The organism is Burkholderia sp. JKS000303 (assembly GCF_002563755.1).
GTDB lineage: Bacteria > Pseudomonadota > Gammaproteobacteria > Burkholderiales > Burkholderiaceae > Burkholderia > Burkholderia anthina_B.
The window spans coordinates 320366-337284 of the sequence record NZ_PDBZ01000001.1; the positions used below are offsets into that span (position 1 = coordinate 320366).

Here is a 16919-nt window from a genome sequence, read left to right on the forward strand (position 1 = left end):
CCCGTTTTTCTTTCGGCACGGCGCGACGCAGCGCGTGTCGTCAGCCGCCCGTTCCGCGCGTCGCGGTGCCTGCCGCTGCCAGCCGCTGCCCGACCGCCAGGGTCCGGCAGCGCCCGCTCGTTCAGTGCGACGCGGCGCTCGCGCTCGCAGCCTCGGCCGGATGAGCCTCGTCGTATGCGCGCTTCTGCGACACCGCGTTGTACAGGATCGTCCCGATCACGAGCAGCACGGCCACGACGATCAGGATGCTCACGTTGCGGACAGGGTTCTTCTTGCGCTGATCGTTCATGGTCGGGGCGACTCCGTCAATTTTGTCGAAGCGGGCATTCTACGCGCTTGCGCACGTGCTGCGACGCCCCGTTTGCGTTCCGTCTCCCGCCCTTCTTCCGCTGTCCGCCGCAACCTTTCATTTGATAATCGTTCCCATTCCGATTTAGAATCCCAAATCTTTCGCTTTGTAATGTTTCGGGTTGCTCGGGCGGCAGGCACGCCCCGGAACGCTCCTTCGCCCGCCTGCCTCACCGGAGTCTCCATGTCGAATCCGCGCACCCGCCTGCTGCCGCTCGCCGGCGCCCTCGCCTTTGCCGCCGCCGCATTCGCGCCGCCGGCCCAGGCGGCCGAGGAAGTCAGCCTGTACACCACGCGCGAACCGAAGCTGATCCAGCCGCTGATCGACGCGTTCACGCAGCAGAGCGGCGTCAAGGTCAACACGGTGTTTGTGAAGGACGGCCTGCTCGAACGGGTGAAGGCCGAAGGCGCGCAGTCGCCCGCCGACGTGCTGATGACGGTCGATATCGGCAACCTGCTCGATCTCGTCGACGGCGGGCTCGCGCAACCGGTGCGCTCGAAGCTGCTCGACGACGCGATTCCGGCGAACCTGCGCGGCGCGCAAGGCGACTGGTATGCGCTGTCACTGCGCGATCGCGTGCTGTATGTGGAAAAGGACCTGAAAGTCGACGCGTTCCGCTACGAGGATCTCGCCGATCCGAAATGGAAGGGCAAGGTCTGCATCCGCTCGGGGCAGCATCCGTACAACACCGCGCTGGTCGCCGCGATGATCGCGCACGACGGCGAAGCCGCGACCGAAAAGTGGCTGCGCGGCGTGAAGGCGAACCTCGCGCGCAAGGCGACCGGCGGCGACCGCGACGTCGCGCGCGACATCCTCGGCGGCATCTGCGACGTCGGTCTCGCGAATGCGTACTACGTCGGCCACATGAAAAACGCGGAAGCCGGCACCGACGCGCGCAAGTGGGGCGACGCGATCAAGGTCGTGCGGCCGACGTTCGCGAACGCGAAGAGCGGCGGCACGCACGTGAACATCAGCGGCGCGACGGTCGCGAAGCACGCGCCGCACAAGGCCAACGCGGTGAAGCTGCTCGAGTATCTGGTGTCGCCGCAAGCGCAAGCGCTGTACGCGCAGGCGAACTACGAATACCCGGTGCGCGCGAACGTGAAGCTCGATCCGGTGATCGCGAGCTTCGGCACGCTGAAGGTCGACCCGCTGCCGCTGGCTGAAATCGCGAAACACCGCAAGGCGGCCAGCCAGCTCGTCGACAAGGTCGGCTTTGACAACTGATGCATCCATCGTCCGCGCGCGCCGCCAGCCGTTGCGCCCGCGCGCGGGCAGCCTGTCGCTGATCGCAGCCGTCGCGATCGCCGCAACGGTCGCGGCGCCGCTCGCGGTGCTGGTCGCCGCCGCATTCGGCGCCGATCTCGCGCACTGGCGGCATCTCGCCGAATTCGTGCTGCCGCAGGCGCTCGCCAATACACTGCTGCTGCTCGCGGGCGTCGGTGTCGTCGTCACGGTGATCGGCACCGGCTGCGCGTGGCTCGTCACCGCGTACGACTTCCCCGGCCGGCGAACGCTGACGTGGGCGCTACTGCTGCCGCTCGCGGTGCCGACCTATATCGTCGCGTTCGCGTACCTCGACCTGCTGCATCCGATCGGCCCGGTGCAAAGCGCGCTGCGCGCGCTGCTCGGCTTCGACAGCCCGCGCCAGTTCCGCCTGCCCGACCTGCGCTCGCTGCCCGGCGCGATCTTCGTGCTCGGCTTCGTGCTGTATCCGTATGTGTACCTGAGTACGCGCGCCATGTTCGTCACGCAGTCCGCGAGCCTGCTCGAAGCCGCGCGCACGCTCGGCGCAGGACGCATCGCGACGTTCTGGCGCGTCGTCGTGCCGCTCGCGCGCCCCGCGATCGCGGTCGGCGTGAGTCTCGCGCTGCTCGAAACGCTGAACGACATCGGCGCGTCGGAATTCCTCGGCGTGCAGACGCTGACCGTCTCGGTCTACACGACCTGGATCACGCGCTCCGACCTCGCCGGCGCCGCGCAGATCGCACTCGCGATGCTCGCGATCGTCGTCGGCATGATCGCGCTCGAACGTTACGGACGCCGCCGCCAGCGCTACGCACACGGCCGGCGTATGCGGCCGATCGCGCCGCGCCAGCTGACGGGCGCGGCCGCCTGGAGCGCCGCGGCGCTCTGCTGGCTGCCCGTGCTGCTCGGCTTCGGCGCGCCGGCCGCGTATCTCGCGGCCGAGACCGGCAAGCGGCTGCATCTCGTCGGCGGCGTATCCGCGCAACTGCTGACCGGGCTCGCGAACACGCTGACGATCGCCGCCGCCGCGACCGTCGCGACGCTCGTGTGCGGGCTCGTCGTGGCGTGGGCGGCGCGCGCGCAGCGCGACAGTGCGCGGGCGGGTCCGGCTCGCGCATGCGCGCGGATCGCGAGCCTCGGCTATGCGGTGCCGGGCACCGTGCTCGCGATCGGCCTGCTGATCCCGTTCGCGGCGGCCGACCGGCTGCTCGGCGCGGCGCTCGGCCGCAACGGGCTGCTGCTGATGGGCTCCGCAGCCGCGCTCGTGATCGCCTACGCGGTGCGCTTTCTCGCGATCTCGACCGGCAGCATCGAGGCCGGCCTCGCACGGATTCCGCCGTCGCTCGAACAGGCCGCGCGCTCGCTCGGCGAGACGGCCGGCGGCACGCTGCGCCGCGTGCACCTGCCGCTGCTGCGGCCCGCGCTCACGACGAGCGCGCTGCTCGTCTTCGTCGACGCGATGAAGGAGCTGCCGGCGACGCTGCTGCTGCGCCCGCTGAATTTCGACACGCTCGCGACCTGGCTGTATGCGGAAGCCGCGCGCGGCACCTATGAGGAAGGCGCGGTCGCCGCGCTCGCGATCGTGCTGGCCGGGCTCGTGCCGGTGATCCTGCTCGCGCGCACCCGCCACAAGATCGGAGCCTGACACCGTGAACCTGCTCGAACTCGACGACCTCTGCGTCGCCTACGACACGCCGCAAGGCCGCCGCACGGTGGTCGACGGGCTGAGCCTCGCGCTGCCGCGCGGCGACATCGGCTGCCTGCTCGGCGCGTCGGGTTGCGGAAAGACCACCGTGCTGCGCGCGATCGCCGGCTTCGAGCCGGTGCGCATGGGGCGCATCGTGCTGGACGGCACGCCCGTCGCGGCACCGGCGCTCGACGTGCCGCCCGAGCGGCGGCGCATCGGGATGATGTTCCAGGACTACGCGCTGTTCCCCCACCTGAGCGCGGCCGAGAACGTCGCGTTCGGCCTGCGCCGGCTGCCGAAGGCCGAACGGCGCGTGCGGGTCGCCGACATGCTCGATCTCGTCGGTCTCGCCGATTCGGGCGACGCCTATCCGCACGAACTGTCGGGCGGCCAGCAGCAACGCGTCGCCCTCGCCCGCGCGCTCGCGCCGTCGCCGGAACTGCTGCTGCTCGACGAACCGTTCTCCAATCTCGACGTCGATACGCGCGAACGGCTCGCGTTCGAACTGCGCGAGATCCTGAAGCGCACCGGGCACACGGCGATCCTGGTCACGCACAACCAGGCGGAAGCATTTGCGATCGCCGACCGGATCGGCGTGATGAAGGATGGCCAGCTCGCGCAATGGGACACGCCGTATGCGCTGCATCGCCATCCGGCCAGCCCGTTCGTCGCGGAGTTCGTGCGCCGCGACGCGCTGGCGGACGAACGCGCGCGCGCACTGGCACGGGGCCGCTGAGCGCGCGGTCACGGCGCATCGTGGTCGGGAGCGCACCCCCGCTCGCCCCCGCCGCAACTTGTCGCGGAATGCCGCCCCGATGCCCCCTACGCCGGCTCGGAAAGATCGCGCACGGGCAGCGCGGTCGAATACTTGATCTGCTCCATCGCGAACGACGAGCTGACGTCGAACAACGGCACCGTCCGGATCAGTTGCTTGTACACGCGATCGTAATCGTCGATGCCGGCCACCACGACGCGCAGCAAATAGTCGGTTTCGCCGCTCATCCGGTACACCTCGACGACCTCCGGCATGTCGCGCACGGCCTGCGTGAAGCGCTGCGCCCACTCTTCGGTGTGCTGGTTGGTGCGGATCGCGACGAACACGGTCGTGCCGACGCCGAGCTTGCGCGGATCGCACAGTGCGACCTGCGCGCGGATCGCGCCGGTTTCCTTGAGCCGCTGCACACGCTTCCAGCATGGCGTCTGCGACAGGTTCACCCGCTGCGCGAGCTCCGCGATCGGCAGTGTGGCATCTGCCTGCAACAGCTCCAGCAGCTTGCGATCGATGGCATCCATTTACCCGGTCCTTCTTCGATAGAAATTTTTTCTATGCATTCAGCATGACGGGGAACAATATGGAATCCGCCGCGCCGCGTCGACCGGGATAAATACCAATCGAGCGCGGGACGATCTGCGGTGCGCACTTCCGTTCGCACCGGCAGGCCCGAAATCAGCACGCCAAACGAAACAGGCGACTCCCCCCGTCAAGGGGGAGTCGCCTGGAATCACGACCCGTGGCGGGGCGGCGCCGCGCGCAATCCATGCCGCCGCTTACGCACCGCCCGCCGCGATACCGCTCAATACGCGACCGTCGCGATCTCGCGCACGAAGCTGTCCTGCTCGAGCGCATCGACGAACGCGACCGCGTAGTCTTCCGCCGAGATCTTGCTGTTACCCTGCGCGTCGGCGATCAGCTTGCCGGCGCCGGTACGGAACGTGCCCGTGCGCTCGCCCGGCGCGATCAGCGCGGCCGGCGCGAAGAACGTCCAGTCGAGATCGCTGACCGTTTCGAGGTAGCCGAGCGCATCGCGATGTGCGAGCGCGACCGCCTTGTATGCGTCCGGAAAACCTTCGGTGTCGACGAGCTGCTTGCCGGGCGCCACTTCGAGCGAACCGGCGCCGCCCACCACGACGAGCCGCTTCAGGCCCGCTTCGCGTGTGCCGGCAACCAGCGCCTTCGCCGCCACGACGACCTTCGCGGCATCGTCCTGTTTCGGGCCGTACGCGCTCGCGACGACGTCGTGCCCCGGCAGCGCGGCTGCAATGCTGGCCGCATCGAACAGATCGGCCGCCTTGGCGGTGATGCCGTCACCGGCCGCGCCCGGATGGCGCGACAGTGCGGTCACGCGATGGCCGCGACGCGCGGCTTCCGCGGCGATGCACGAGCCGATCATGCCGGTGGCGCCAAACAGGGCGATGTTCAAGGTACGTTGCGTCATGTCGATTCTCCAGAAATAAAAAGTAACTAAAGTAATTACATATAAGACCGAAAAAAACGGAGCAAACGCCCCGTCGCGCCGGTCGCCGCGCCTGCGCGCCGCCCGGCCTCCTGCCCTGCCGCTTCCATTGCCCGCGCTTACCCGCTCGCGCGCCCGGCCGCCCGGCCGCGCTGCTCCGATTCGAGCACGTCCGCCGTGACGTCGGCCAGCGTACGCGTGGCGAGCGATGCTTCCATCGCGCGCTGCGCGTCGCCGATATAGTCGATCAGCACGCCCTGGATGTGCCGCCCGACGAGGCACGCCGGATTCGGCGCCTCGCGGTGCAGCGCAAAGAGCTGCGCATCGTCGACCGCGCGATACACGTCGAGCAGCGTGATGTCGCCGGGCTCGCGCGCCAGCAGCGCACCGCCGCCGGCACCGAGCTGCGACGTGGTGAGCCCCGCGGCCGCCAGCATCGACAACAGCCGGCGGATCAACGCCGGATTCGTGTTCACGCTGCCCGCAATGATGTCGGACGACAGCGGCGCACCTTCCTGCATCGACAGCAAGGCAAGCACGTGAACGGCAAACGCGAACCGGCTGCTGGTATTCATTCCTCACTCACTCGGCTGGCGCCGGCCCGAACCGCGACCGGTGACAATGTGTAACCACTATAATTACATTTCACGGATTGTGCAAGCCCGCGTTCAGTTGCTGGCAGGCTTCGCGCCTGTCGCATTCTGCTGGCTCCATTGCTGGAGCTTCTTGCCGGCCTCCGCCATCTTCGCACCCGCTTCGGATGCCGCATGCGCGACGACCGACGAAGCTGCCGCATCGAACTGCGCCTGCGCGGCGGACGCGAGACCGCTCGCGGACAGCGGCGGCACGGCCGACGCCGCCGACGCGATGCCGGCCTTCGCGGCGTCGATCTGCTGGTTGACGGTGCTCGCCACCTGGTCGAGCGCCTTGGCCGCATTGTTCGCGGCATCGGCGGCCGCGCTCGCGGCCGTATCGGGTTGCGTGGCCGGCGTGCCGGACTTCTCGCAGCCTGCGAGCAACAACACGGCGCCCATCGTCGCGACCGCCAGCACGGCGCCGGGCGCGCGACGCGCCCGCCAAGTCTTCATCTTCATCAGCAATCTCCGGCCGTGCGTCGCACGGCCTGAATGGTTGAACCGACGTCGATGATACCGCCTGCAGAACGGGGCCAATGACGACGCACGATTAAAAATGCCTTTCAATTTCGGACTCGTCTGATTCAATCGCAGGCGAGACGACACTAAAGTGGGCAGGCTTCGATCCGCATCGTCCGTATCCGCTTCTTCATGGCTTTCCTCATCGACTGGTTCATCACGCTGGCTGCCGTACTCGCCACGACCCTGTTCCTGTGCCTGCGTTCGCCGTCCGCATACCGTCTGCGCGTCGCCGGGCACGCGCGCCGCGTCGCATCCGCGCGCCTGCTCGCGCAGGCCGTGATCGGCTTCTGGACGGCCGCGCTGATCGTCGCGCAAGGCATCCTCGGCCCCGGCGGCAACGGCCAGTCACCCGCGGGCGTCGCGGCGCTCGCGTTCGCCGCGCTCGGGCTGACGGCCGTGGCCACCTACTGGTCGGCGTGCGCGCTGCGGTTGCGCCGCGCGCGCACGCTGTTCGCGCGCCGCTGACGCGCCAGCGCGGTGCATCGCGGCGCACCACGCCGCACCGCGCCACGCGTCGCACGCACCAGTTCCGCCCGCCACGCACCACGCGCGTGCATCTGATGCGGCCCCTTGACCGTGCCTCGTCTGCCCCGCAATCGTGCACGCATCACCGGAATGCCGCACCGCCCGGCCTTCCGCACCAATTGCACGCAGCCGTTCACCAAGTTGGCTCGATACTTGCATTCGTTGCCCGTTTTTTGCGCAAGGAAGCCACGGCATGGATGGTCTGAAATCCGGCGTCGACACACTGTTCCTGTTGATCGGCGCCGTCATGGTGCTCGCGATGCACGCGGGCTTCGCATTTCTCGAGCTCGGCACGGTCCGCAAGAAGAACCAGGTCAACGCGCTCGTGAAGATCCTGGTCGACTTCTCCGTGTCGACGCTCGCGTACTTCTTCATCGGCTACACGATCGCGTACGGCGTCGAGTTCTTCGACGACATCGGCACGCTGTCGCAGCACAGCGGCTACGCACTCGTGCGCTTCTTCTTCCTGCTGACGTTCGCGGCGGCCATCCCCGCGATCGTGTCCGGCGGCATCGCCGAGCGCGCGAAATTCAATCCGCAGCTCGTCGCGACGCTGATCATCGTCGGCTTCATCTATCCGTTCTTCGAAGGGATCGCCTGGAACGGCCGCTTCGGCGTGCAGGACTGGCTCACGCATGCGTTCGGCGCGCCGTTCCACGATTTCGCCGGCTCGGTCGTCGTACACGCGTTCGGCGGCTGGGTCGCGCTGCCGGCCGTGCTGCTGCTCGGCGCGCGCCACGGCCGCTATGCGAAGGACGGCCGGATCGCCGCGCATCCGCCGTCGAACATCCCGTTCCTCGCGCTCGGCGCATGGGTGCTCGCAGTCGGCTGGTTCGGCTTCAACGTGATGAGCGCGCAGACGCTCGACAAGATCAGCGGCCTCGTCGCCGTGAATTCGCTGATGGCGATGGTCGGCGGCACGCTCGCCGCGTGGATGGCCGGCCGCAACGATCCGGGCTTCACGTACAACGGCCCGCTCGCGGGCCTCGTCGCGGTATGCGCGGGCTCCGACGTGATGCACCCGATCGGTGCGCTCGTCACGGGCGCCGTGGCCGGCGCGCTGTTCGTCGCGATGTTCACGTGCGTGCAGAACAAGTGGCGCATCGACGACGTGCTCGGTGTGTGGCCGCTGCACGGCATGTGCGGCGCGCTCGGCGGGCTCGCGGCCGGCGTGTTCGGGCAGCCCGCGCTGGGCGGCCTCGGCGGCGTGTCGTTCGTGTCGCAGCTGATCGGCACGCTCGGCGGCATTGCGATCGCGACTGCGGGCGGCACGCTCGTCTATGGCGCGCTGAAGGCGACCGTCGGCCTGCGCCTGGATCGCGAAGCCGAATTCGACGGCGCCGACCTGTCGATCCATCGCATCTCGGCCACGCCCGAGCGGGACTGAGTGCGATTACGCGCGACCGGGTGCGATCGAGCACGTTCGAGCGCGCGACGGGCATCCGGCAGCCTGCCTGACGGATGCCCGACACAACATTACGTTTTCAATTCAAAAAACTTTCATCCAGCACCCCTACACTTCCGTCCAGTTTTCAACTTGCCTTCGCGAAGCCTGCAAATAGCCTGCTTCGCGAAGCCGATTCTTCCAACAATCGAAACTGGACTCCACATGCCCGCGTTGCCCAATGCTTCCCGTCGTCAGGCCCTGAAGATCCTCGCCGGCGCGCCCATGCTGCCTCTCTCCGGCCTCGCGCTGCCGGCCCTGCTGACAGGTTGCGGCGGCGACGACAATCCCGCATCAGTGACGACGCCGGCAGCCGCCGCCTACACGTCGGCGGCATTCTCGGCGATGGCCGCCCCGACGCTCGACAACGCGGCCGCGATGGCCACGACGACGGTCGGCTCGACGCTGGCGGTGTCGTTCTCCGACGGCTCGTCGCGCAACTTCAAGCTCGCGTACCGGCCGTTCTTCGTGACGGGCGACATGGTGCCGGACGGCAAGGGCGGCACGACGCTCGCAGGCGGCTACTACGACATCAACAACCAGCCGATCATCGACCGCTCGGTCGCCGGCAAGGAGCGCCAGTTCTATTCGGACTGCCCGGACGGCAGCTCGCTGCTGACGGTGAAGAACGCGAACGTGGCCGGCGTGAAAGGCAACACGGTGTTCGCGGTCGTGCAGTTCGAATACACGACGCGCGACCAGGCCAGCGCATCGCAGTACGGCCAGCTGCCGTCGCCGATCGCGGTGATCACGCTCGACCAGGATCCGTCGAACGGCGCGCTGAAGGTCGTCAAGTATCACAACGTCGACACGTCGAAGGCGCACGGCCTGTGGATCACCTGCGGCGCGAGCCTGTCGCCGTGGGGCACGCACCTGTCGAGCGAGGAATACGAGCCGGACGCGACGAAGGCCGCGACCGACGCGCAGTTCAAGGCATTCAGCAAGAACACGTTCGGCGACGAGGCCAAGGCCAACCCGTATCACTACGGCCACCTGCCCGAGATCACGGTGAACCCGGACGGCACGGGCACGGTCAAGAAGCACTACTGCCTCGGCCGCATCTCGCACGAGCTGATCCAGGTCATGCCGGACCAGCGCACGGTGATGATGGGTGACGATGCCACCAACGGCGGCGTGTTCATGTTCGTCGCCGACAAGGCGGCCGACCTGTCGGCCGGCACGCTGTACGTCGCGAAGTGGGCGCAGACGTCGTCCGCCGGCGCCGGCAGCGCGACGCTGACGTGGATCAAGATCGGCCACGCGACGAGCAGCGAGATCGAGGCGCTCGCGAACAAGCTGAAGGCGTCGGACATCATGGACCTGACGACGACCGATCCGAGCGATGCGAGCTACACGAAGATCCACTTCGGCGGCAAGTTCAACTGGATGCGCATCAAGCCCGGGATGGAAAAGGCGGCCGCGTTCCTCGAGACGCACCGCTACGCGGCGCTCATCGGCGGCAGCATGGCATTCACGAAGCTCGAAGGCACGACGGTCAATGCGAAGGACAAGATCGTCTACACGGCGATGTCGCGGATCGAAACGTCGATGGTCCAGGGCAACGCGGTGTCGCGCGACGTCGCGGTCGACAAGAAGATCGCCGCGGGCGCCGTCTACGCGCTGAACCTGAAGGCCGGCCAGCGCGACACGTCGGGCGCCGCGATCGACAGCGAATGGGTGCCGGTCGACATGGGCGCGCCGGCCGCGCTCGTCGGCGAGGATCTCGCGACGGCGGATGCACTGGGCAACCTCGCGCACCCGGACAAGATCGCGAACCCCGACAACCTGAAGTTCTCCGAAAAGCTGCGCACCCTCTTCATCGGCGAAGACTCGGGCATGCACGTGAACAACTTCCTGTGGGCGTACCACGTCGACACGAAATCGCTCACGCGCGTGCTGTCGTGTCCGGCCGGCGCCGAATCGACGGGCCTGCACGCGGTCGACGAGATCAACGGCTGGACCTACATCATGAGCAACTTCCAGCACGCGGGCGACTGGGAGTCGCCGCTGCACGACAAGGTCAAGCCGACGCTCGATCCGCTCGTGCGCGCGAACTTCAAGGACCGGTTCGGCGCAAGCGTCGGCTACCTGACCGCGGAGCCGACCAGCATCAAGCTCGCGAAGGCCTGAGCACCGCGCGAGGGGCCGCAGGTCCGATCGGGCGCCCCTCGCCACCCCGCTTCTTCATCACGTTTCATTCGTCGGCGCTCCACGCCGGTTTATGCGCGATGCCCGTTCGGGCGTCGCGCTTTTTTTTGCGTGCGCCGCACGCACGCGCGAGCCGGGTCGAGCGGGTGTTTTCAAACGATCGGGGATAATACGGGCCTGACGCGTCCGGCGGACGGGCAAAAAAAAAGCGCCACGGAGACCGTGGCGCTAAAAAAGTTCTAGCCATTCCGAGGGCCGTGCTAGAACCTGAGAGACTGCGCGAAACACCGTTGCCGGTTAAACTCCTGAAACGATGTTTCGAAAACGTGAGACATTCTTTCCGTTTCCGCCTGACAAGTCAAGCGGTATTTGCACCGGTTTCTTCACTTTCCGGCAACGCCGCTTTGAACGTTTTCCTAATAAACCAAGGGTGAACCCGTAAAATCTCATCCAATGAACGATTCACCCCGGTAACGTGCATCTTTTGACAATTATCGTACGATACCAACAAAATTGAAATCGAGTTTCGGAAATAGAGAGAATCCCTCGTGTCGACATCTGTAACGCCTCCCGCACCCCGAGAACGCGAATCGTCGCCCGACGAGATCACTGCGCTCGCCCGCGGCCTCGCCGTGCTGCGCCGCATCGCAGCCGCCGACGCCCCGGTCAGCAACCGCGAGCTGACCGAACTGACCGGCATCCCGAAGCCGACCGTATCGCGCATCACGGCGACGCTCGTCAGCGCCGGCTTCCTGTTCCAGTTGCCCGACAGCGAGCGCTTCGTGCTGACCGCGTCGGTGCTCGAGCTGAGCCACGGCTTCCTGCGCAACTTCGACATCCGTGCGCGTTCACGGCCGTTCATGATCGAGCTCGCCGAGCGCACGTCGCTGTCCGTGCACCTCGCGGTGCGCGACCGGCTCGACATGGTCGCGATCGACGTGATCCGGCCGCGCTCGGCCGTGCTCGTCACGCGCCTCGAGATCGGCTCGCGGATGGACATCGCGCGCACCGCCGTCGGCCGCGCGTATCTCGCGGCGCTGGAGGACGAAGAACGTCGCGCGCTGCTCGACGCGCTGCGCACGACGGCCGGCGACGACTGGCCGCACGTGTCGGCTCGCCTGAACCCCGCGCTCGACGAGGCGATGCGCGAAGGCCATGCGATCGCGATCGGCGAATGGCGCGAAGGGCTGAACGCGGTCGCGGCCGGATTCGTCGGCCCGTCGGGCCAGCGCTACTCGGTGAATTGCGGCGGCGCGGCAAGCCAGTGCTCGCCCGAATGGCTGCAGGAACACGTGGTGCCGGCCCTACACGCATGCATCGCGAAAATCACCCGCGAGATCGGCGGCGCACCCGCCCGGCGGGTCGACCTGTAATGGATTCGTCATCGTTCTGTCGCGTTCTGTAACGAGAGTAACCCGTTGAAAGATAGACCACTGGACTCTAACGGGGACGGGACGTAGGATCATGCCCATCGTCGCGCCGCATTCGCGGTGCGCACCGCTCTTTTCTCGCGCGGATCGGAAGGGCCCGGACCGAGCCGGCCCGCCCGGCACCGCATGCCCACGCGCAGCTTCGCACCTGTTTCCCCGGCACGCCGCGCCGTCTTCCTGACAGAACACGATGGACAACCAACAAAAGCCCACGCCCCCTTCAAAAGATCCCGCCTCCCCCGCCGCTCGCCGTCCGCGTCGCGCGCGGGTGATCGGCACGCTTGCGGTCGTCGTCATCGGCGGCCTGCTGTGGTGGCATCCATGGAGCCGTACGCCGGCCAGCGCGCCGGCAGCGGGCGGCGCGGCGTCCGGCGCCGCGGCGGGCGGCGGCGGGGGTGGTCATCGTGGCCGCGGCGGCCCGGCGGCAATGGCGAACGTGCCGCAGCCCGTGTCGGTCGCGACCGCGACGCAAGGCGAGATGCCGATCGTGCTGTCCGCGCTCGGCACCGTGACGCCGCTCGCGAACGTGACGGTCAAGACGCAGTTGTCGGGCTATCTGCAGTCGGTCGCGTTCCAGGAAGGCCAGATCGTCAAGAAAGGCGACCTGCTCGCGCAGATCGACCCGCGTCCGTACCAGGTGTCGCTCGAGAACGCCGAAGGCACGCACGCACGCGACGAAGCGCTGCTCGCGACGGCACGCATCGACCTGAAGCGCTACCAGACGCTGCTGTCGCAGGACTCGATCGCGTCGCAGACGGTCGACACGCAGGCCTCGCTCGTCAAGCAATACGAAGGGGCGGTAAAGACCGACCAGGCGGCGATCGATTCCGCGAAGCTGAACCTCACGTACGCGCGCGTCACGGCGCCGGTGTCGGGCCGGGTCGGCCTGCGCCAGGTCGACCCGGGCAACTACGTGACGCCGGGCGATACGAACGGGATCGTCGTGATCACGCAGTTGCAGCCGATGAGCGTGATCTTCACGACGTCGGAAGACAACCTGCAGCAGATCCTCAAACAAGTGAACACGGGCCAGAAGCTGTCGGTCACCGCATACAACCGCGACAACACGGTGCCGCTCGAAACGGGTTCGCTCGCAACGGTCGACAACCAGATCGATACCAGCACCGGCACGGTCAAGCTGCGCGCGATGTTCGATAACAAGGGCGGCCTGCTGTTCCCGAATCAGTTCGTCAACACGCGGCTGCTCGTCGACGTGCTCCGCAATGCGACCATCGTGCCGACGTCCGCGGTGCTGACCGGCTCGATCGGCCAGTTCGTCTACATCGTGAAGCCCGACAACACGGTGACGGTGCGCAAGGTCACGGCCGGCCCGGTCGACGGCGAGCGCACCAGCATCGCGAGCGGCGTCGCGATCGGCGAGCGCGTCGTCACCGACGGCTCCGACCGGCTGCGCGAAGGCGCGAAGGTCTCGATCCCGGCCGACAAGCCGAAGGCCGCGTCCGGCGCGCATGGCGCCGCGGCGGCGTCGGGCGCCTCGGGTTCGGCCGGCCACCACGGCGGACACAAGCATGGCGCGTCGCAGGCTGCGGCCCCCGCGGCCCAGTAACGCGCGGGCCGCTCGATGAATCCATCCCGCCTCTTCATTCTCCGGCCGGTCGGCACCGCCCTCCTGATGGCGGCGATCATGCTGGCCGGTATCGTCGCGCTGCGCTTCCTGCCGCTCGCCGCCCTGCCCGAAGTCGACTACCCGACGATCCAGGTCCAGACCTTCTATCCGGGCGCGAGCCCGGAGGTGATGACGTCGTCGGTCACCGCGCCGCTGGAGCGGCAGTTCGGCCAGATGCCGTCGCTGAACCAGATGTCGTCGCAAAGCTCGGCCGGCGCGTCGGTGATCACGCTGCAGTTCTCGCTCGACCTGCCGCTCGACATCGCCGAACAGGAAGTGCAGGCCGCGATCAACGCGGCCGGCAACCTGCTGCCGTCCGACCTCCCGGCCCCGCCGATCTACGCGAAGGTCAACCCGGCCGACGCGCCGGTGCTGACGCTCGCGATCACGTCGAAGACCCTGCCGCTCACGCAGGTGCAGGACCTGACCGACACGCGTCTCGCGATGAAGATCTCGCAGATCGCGGGCGTCGGCCTCGTGAGCCTGTCGGGCGGTAACCGGCCGGCGGTGCGGATCCAGGCGAACCCGACCGCGCTCGCGCAGTACGGGATGAACCTCGACGACCTGCGCACGACGATCTCGAACCTGAACGTGAACACGCCGAAGGGCAACTTCGACGGCCCGACACGCGCGTACACGATCAATGCGAACGACCAGCTCACCAGCGCCGACCAGTACAACGACGCGGTAGTCGCGTACAAGAACGGCCGCCCGGTGATGCTGACCGACGTCGCGAAGGTCATCGCCGGCTCGGAGAACACCAAGCTCGGCGCATGGGTCGATTCGGAACCCGCGATCGTGCTGAACGTGCAGCGCCAGCCGGGCGCGAACGTGATCGCGACTGTCGACGCGATCAAGGCGCAGTTGCCGAAGCTGCAGGAAACGCTGCCCGCGGCGCTCGACGTGCAGATCGTCACCGACCGCACGACGATGATCCGCGCGGCCGTGCGCGACGTGCAGTTCGAACTGCTGCTCGCCGTCGCGCTGGTCGTGCTGGTGATGTACCTGTTCCTCGCGAACATCTACGCGACCATCATCCCGAGCCTGTCGGTGCCGCTGTCGCTGATCGGCACGCTCGCGGTGATGTACCTGGCCGGCTTCTCGCTGAACAACCTGTCGCTGATGGCACTCACCATCGCGACCGGCTTCGTCGTCGACGATGCGATCGTGATGATCGAGAACATCGCGCGCTACGTCGAGGAAGGCGACACCGGGCTCGAGGCCGCGCTGAAGGGCTCGAAGCAGATCGGCTTCACGATCATCTCGCTGACGGTGTCGCTGATCGCGGTGCTGATCCCGCTGCTGTTCATGGGCGACGTGGTCGGCCGCCTGTTCCACGAATTCGCGATTACGCTCGCGGTGACGATCGTGATCTCGGCGATCGTGTCGCTCACGCTCGTGCCGATGATGTGCGCGAAGCTGCTGCGCCATTCGCCGCCGCCCGAGAGCCACCGCTTCGAGGCGCGCGTGCACCGCGGGATCGACTGGGTGATCGCGCGCTACGCGGTCGCGCTCGAATGGGTGCTGAACCGCCGGCGCTCGACGCTCGTCGTCGCGCTGATCACGCTCGGGCTGACCGCCCTGCTCTACGTGTACGTGCCGAAGGGCTTCTTCCCCGCGCAGGATACCGGCGTGATCCAGGCGATCACGCAGGCGCCGCAGTCGATTTCGTACAGCGCGATGGCCGAACGCCAGCAGGCGCTCGCGGCCGAGATCCTGAAGGATCCGAACGTAGAGAGCCTCACGTCGTTCATCGGCGTCGACGGCAGCAACATCACGCTGAACAGCGGCCGGATGCTGATCAACCTGAAGGCGCGCGACGATCGCTCCGAAACCGCTGCGCAGATCATCCGCGACCTGCAGCAGCGCGTCGCGAACGTGACGGGCATCTCGCTGTTCATGCAGTCGGTGCAGGATCTGACGATCGACTCGACCGTGAGCCCGACGCAGTACCAGTTCATGCTGACGAGCCCGAACGAGGACGAGTTCGCGACCTGGGTGCCGAAGCTCGTCGCGCGGCTGCAGCAGGAGCCGTCGCTCGCCGACGTCGCGACCGACCTGCAGAGCAACGGCCAGTCGGTCTACATCGAGATCGACCGCGCGAGCGCCGCGCGCTTCGGCATCACGCCGGCGACCGTCGACAACGCGCTGTACGACGCGTTCGGCCAGCGTATCGTGTCGACCATCTTCACGCAGTCGAACCAGTACCGCGTGATTCTCGAGTCCGAGCCGAAGGAACAGCACTACGCGCAGTCGCTGAACGACATCTACCTGCCGTCCGCGGGCGGCGGCCAGGTGCCGCTGTCGTCGATCGCGTCGTTCCACGAACGGCCGTCGCCGCTGCTGGTCTCGCACCTGTCGCAGTTCCCGTCGACGACCATCTCGTTCAACCTCGCGCCGGGCGCGTCGCTCGGCGAGGCCGTGAAGGCGATCGACGCCGCGGAGAAGGACATCGCGCTGCCCGGCTCGTTCCAGACGCGCTTCCAGGGGGCGGCGCTCGCGTTCCAGGCGTCGCTGTCGAACCAGCTGTTCCTGATCCTCGCGGCCGTCATCACGATGTACATCGTGCTCGGCGTGCTGTACGAGAGCTACATCCACCCGATCACGATCCTGTCGACGCTGCCGTCGGCCGGCGTCGGCGCGCTGCTCGCGCTGATGATCACCGGCCACGACCTCGACATCATCGGGATCATCGGGATCGTGCTGCTGATCGGTATCGTGAAGAAGAACGCGATCATGATGATCGACTTCGCGCTCGAGGCCGAACGCGTCGAAGGCAAGCCGCCGCGCGAGGCAATCTATCAGGCGTGCCTGCTGCGGTTCCGGCCGATCCTGATGACGACGCTCGCCGCCCTGCTCGGCGCGGTGCCGCTGATCGTCGGCTCCGGCGCAGGTTCCGAGCTGCGCCAGCCGCTCGGGATCGCGATCGCCGGCGGCCTGGTCGTGTCGCAGGTGCTGACGCTGTTCACGACGCCGGTGATCTACCTCGGCTTCGACAGCCTCGCGCGTCGCGTGCGCGGCTGGTTCGAACGGCACGGCCCCGCCGCCGGCAAGCACACGGATGCGTAAG

At 67.6% G+C, this 16919-nt stretch carries 14 protein-coding genes; 9 read left to right on the plus strand and 5 right to left on the minus strand.

Annotated elements, in window-relative coordinates; translation table 11 throughout:
- Positions 1-121: 121 nt before the first annotated feature.
- Positions 122-289: a hypothetical protein gene (locus BX604_RS01450; RefSeq protein WP_096509015.1), complete on the minus strand. Its 168-nt coding sequence runs from the start codon at positions 287-289 to the stop codon at positions 122-124.
- A gap of 243 nt (positions 290-532) precedes the next feature.
- Between BX604_RS01450 and BX604_RS01455 the strand changes: the two genes are divergently transcribed.
- From BX604_RS01455 to BX604_RS01465, 3 genes are read left to right on the plus strand one after another with little or no spacing between them, the layout of a single operon-like run.
- On the plus strand, positions 533-1576 hold the full coding sequence (locus BX604_RS01455) for a Fe(3+) ABC transporter substrate-binding protein (protein ID WP_098549250.1): 1044 nt from the start codon (positions 533-535) through the stop codon (positions 1574-1576).
- Positions 1566-3242, plus strand: a complete 1677-nt coding sequence (locus tag BX604_RS01460) for an ABC transporter permease (RefSeq protein ID WP_098549251.1) — start codon at positions 1566-1568, stop codon at positions 3240-3242. The genes BX604_RS01455 and BX604_RS01460 overlap by 11 nt, the downstream gene beginning before the upstream one ends.
- A gap of 4 nt (positions 3243-3246) precedes the next feature.
- Entirely contained in the window at positions 3247-4020 is a 774-nt protein-coding gene (locus BX604_RS01465) for an ABC transporter ATP-binding protein (protein ID WP_096509012.1), read from the plus strand.
- An 86-nt stretch (positions 4021-4106) separates the two neighbouring features.
- Here the strand turns inward: BX604_RS01465 and BX604_RS01470 are convergent, their stop codons facing one another.
- The 4 genes from BX604_RS01470 to BX604_RS01485 form a co-directional block, all read right to left on the minus strand.
- Positions 4107-4577, minus strand: coding sequence for an Lrp/AsnC family transcriptional regulator (locus tag BX604_RS01470; RefSeq protein WP_096509011.1), 471 nt, complete (start codon positions 4575-4577; stop codon positions 4107-4109).
- 281 nt (positions 4578-4858) lie between these two features.
- Positions 4859-5500: an NAD(P)-dependent oxidoreductase gene (locus BX604_RS01475; RefSeq protein ID WP_098549252.1), complete on the minus strand. Its 642-nt coding sequence runs from the start codon at positions 5498-5500 to the stop codon at positions 4859-4861.
- Positions 5501-5637: 137 nt separating this feature from the next.
- On the minus strand, positions 5638-6093 hold the full coding sequence (locus BX604_RS01480; protein WP_098549253.1) for an Rrf2 family transcriptional regulator: 456 nt from the start codon (positions 6091-6093) through the stop codon (positions 5638-5640).
- A gap of 93 nt (positions 6094-6186) precedes the next feature.
- A complete protein-coding gene (locus BX604_RS01485) occupies positions 6187-6612 on the minus strand; it encodes a hypothetical protein (RefSeq protein WP_098552668.1) in 426 nt (141 codons plus the stop codon).
- Positions 6613-6804: 192 nt separating this feature from the next.
- Between BX604_RS01485 and BX604_RS01490 the strand changes: the two genes are divergently transcribed.
- The 6 genes from BX604_RS01490 (at position 6805) to BX604_RS01515 (ending at position 16918) form a co-directional block, all read left to right on the plus strand.
- Positions 6805-7140, plus strand: coding sequence for a hypothetical protein (locus BX604_RS01490; RefSeq protein ID WP_098549254.1), 336 nt, complete (start codon positions 6805-6807; stop codon positions 7138-7140).
- A 253-nt stretch (positions 7141-7393) separates the two neighbouring features.
- Positions 7394-8587, plus strand: a complete 1194-nt coding sequence (locus tag BX604_RS01495) for an ammonium transporter (protein ID WP_098549255.1) — start codon at positions 7394-7396, stop codon at positions 8585-8587.
- Positions 8588-8809: 222 nt separating this feature from the next.
- Entirely contained in the window at positions 8810-10774 is a 1965-nt protein-coding gene (locus tag BX604_RS01500) for a PhoX family protein (RefSeq protein WP_098549256.1), read from the plus strand.
- 566 nt (positions 10775-11340) lie between these two features.
- On the plus strand, positions 11341-12165 hold the full coding sequence (locus tag BX604_RS01505; RefSeq protein WP_098549257.1) for an IclR family transcriptional regulator: 825 nt from the start codon (positions 11341-11343) through the stop codon (positions 12163-12165).
- 247 nt (positions 12166-12412) lie between these two features.
- Complete coding sequence (locus tag BX604_RS01510) at positions 12413-13789, plus strand: MdtA/MuxA family multidrug efflux RND transporter periplasmic adaptor subunit (RefSeq protein WP_098549258.1); 1377 nt, start codon at positions 12413-12415, stop codon at positions 13787-13789.
- A gap of 15 nt (positions 13790-13804) precedes the next feature.
- A complete protein-coding gene (locus BX604_RS01515; RefSeq protein WP_098549259.1) occupies positions 13805-16918 on the plus strand; it encodes an MdtB/MuxB family multidrug efflux RND transporter permease subunit in 3114 nt (1037 codons plus the stop codon).
- Position 16919: the final 1 nt, after the last annotated feature.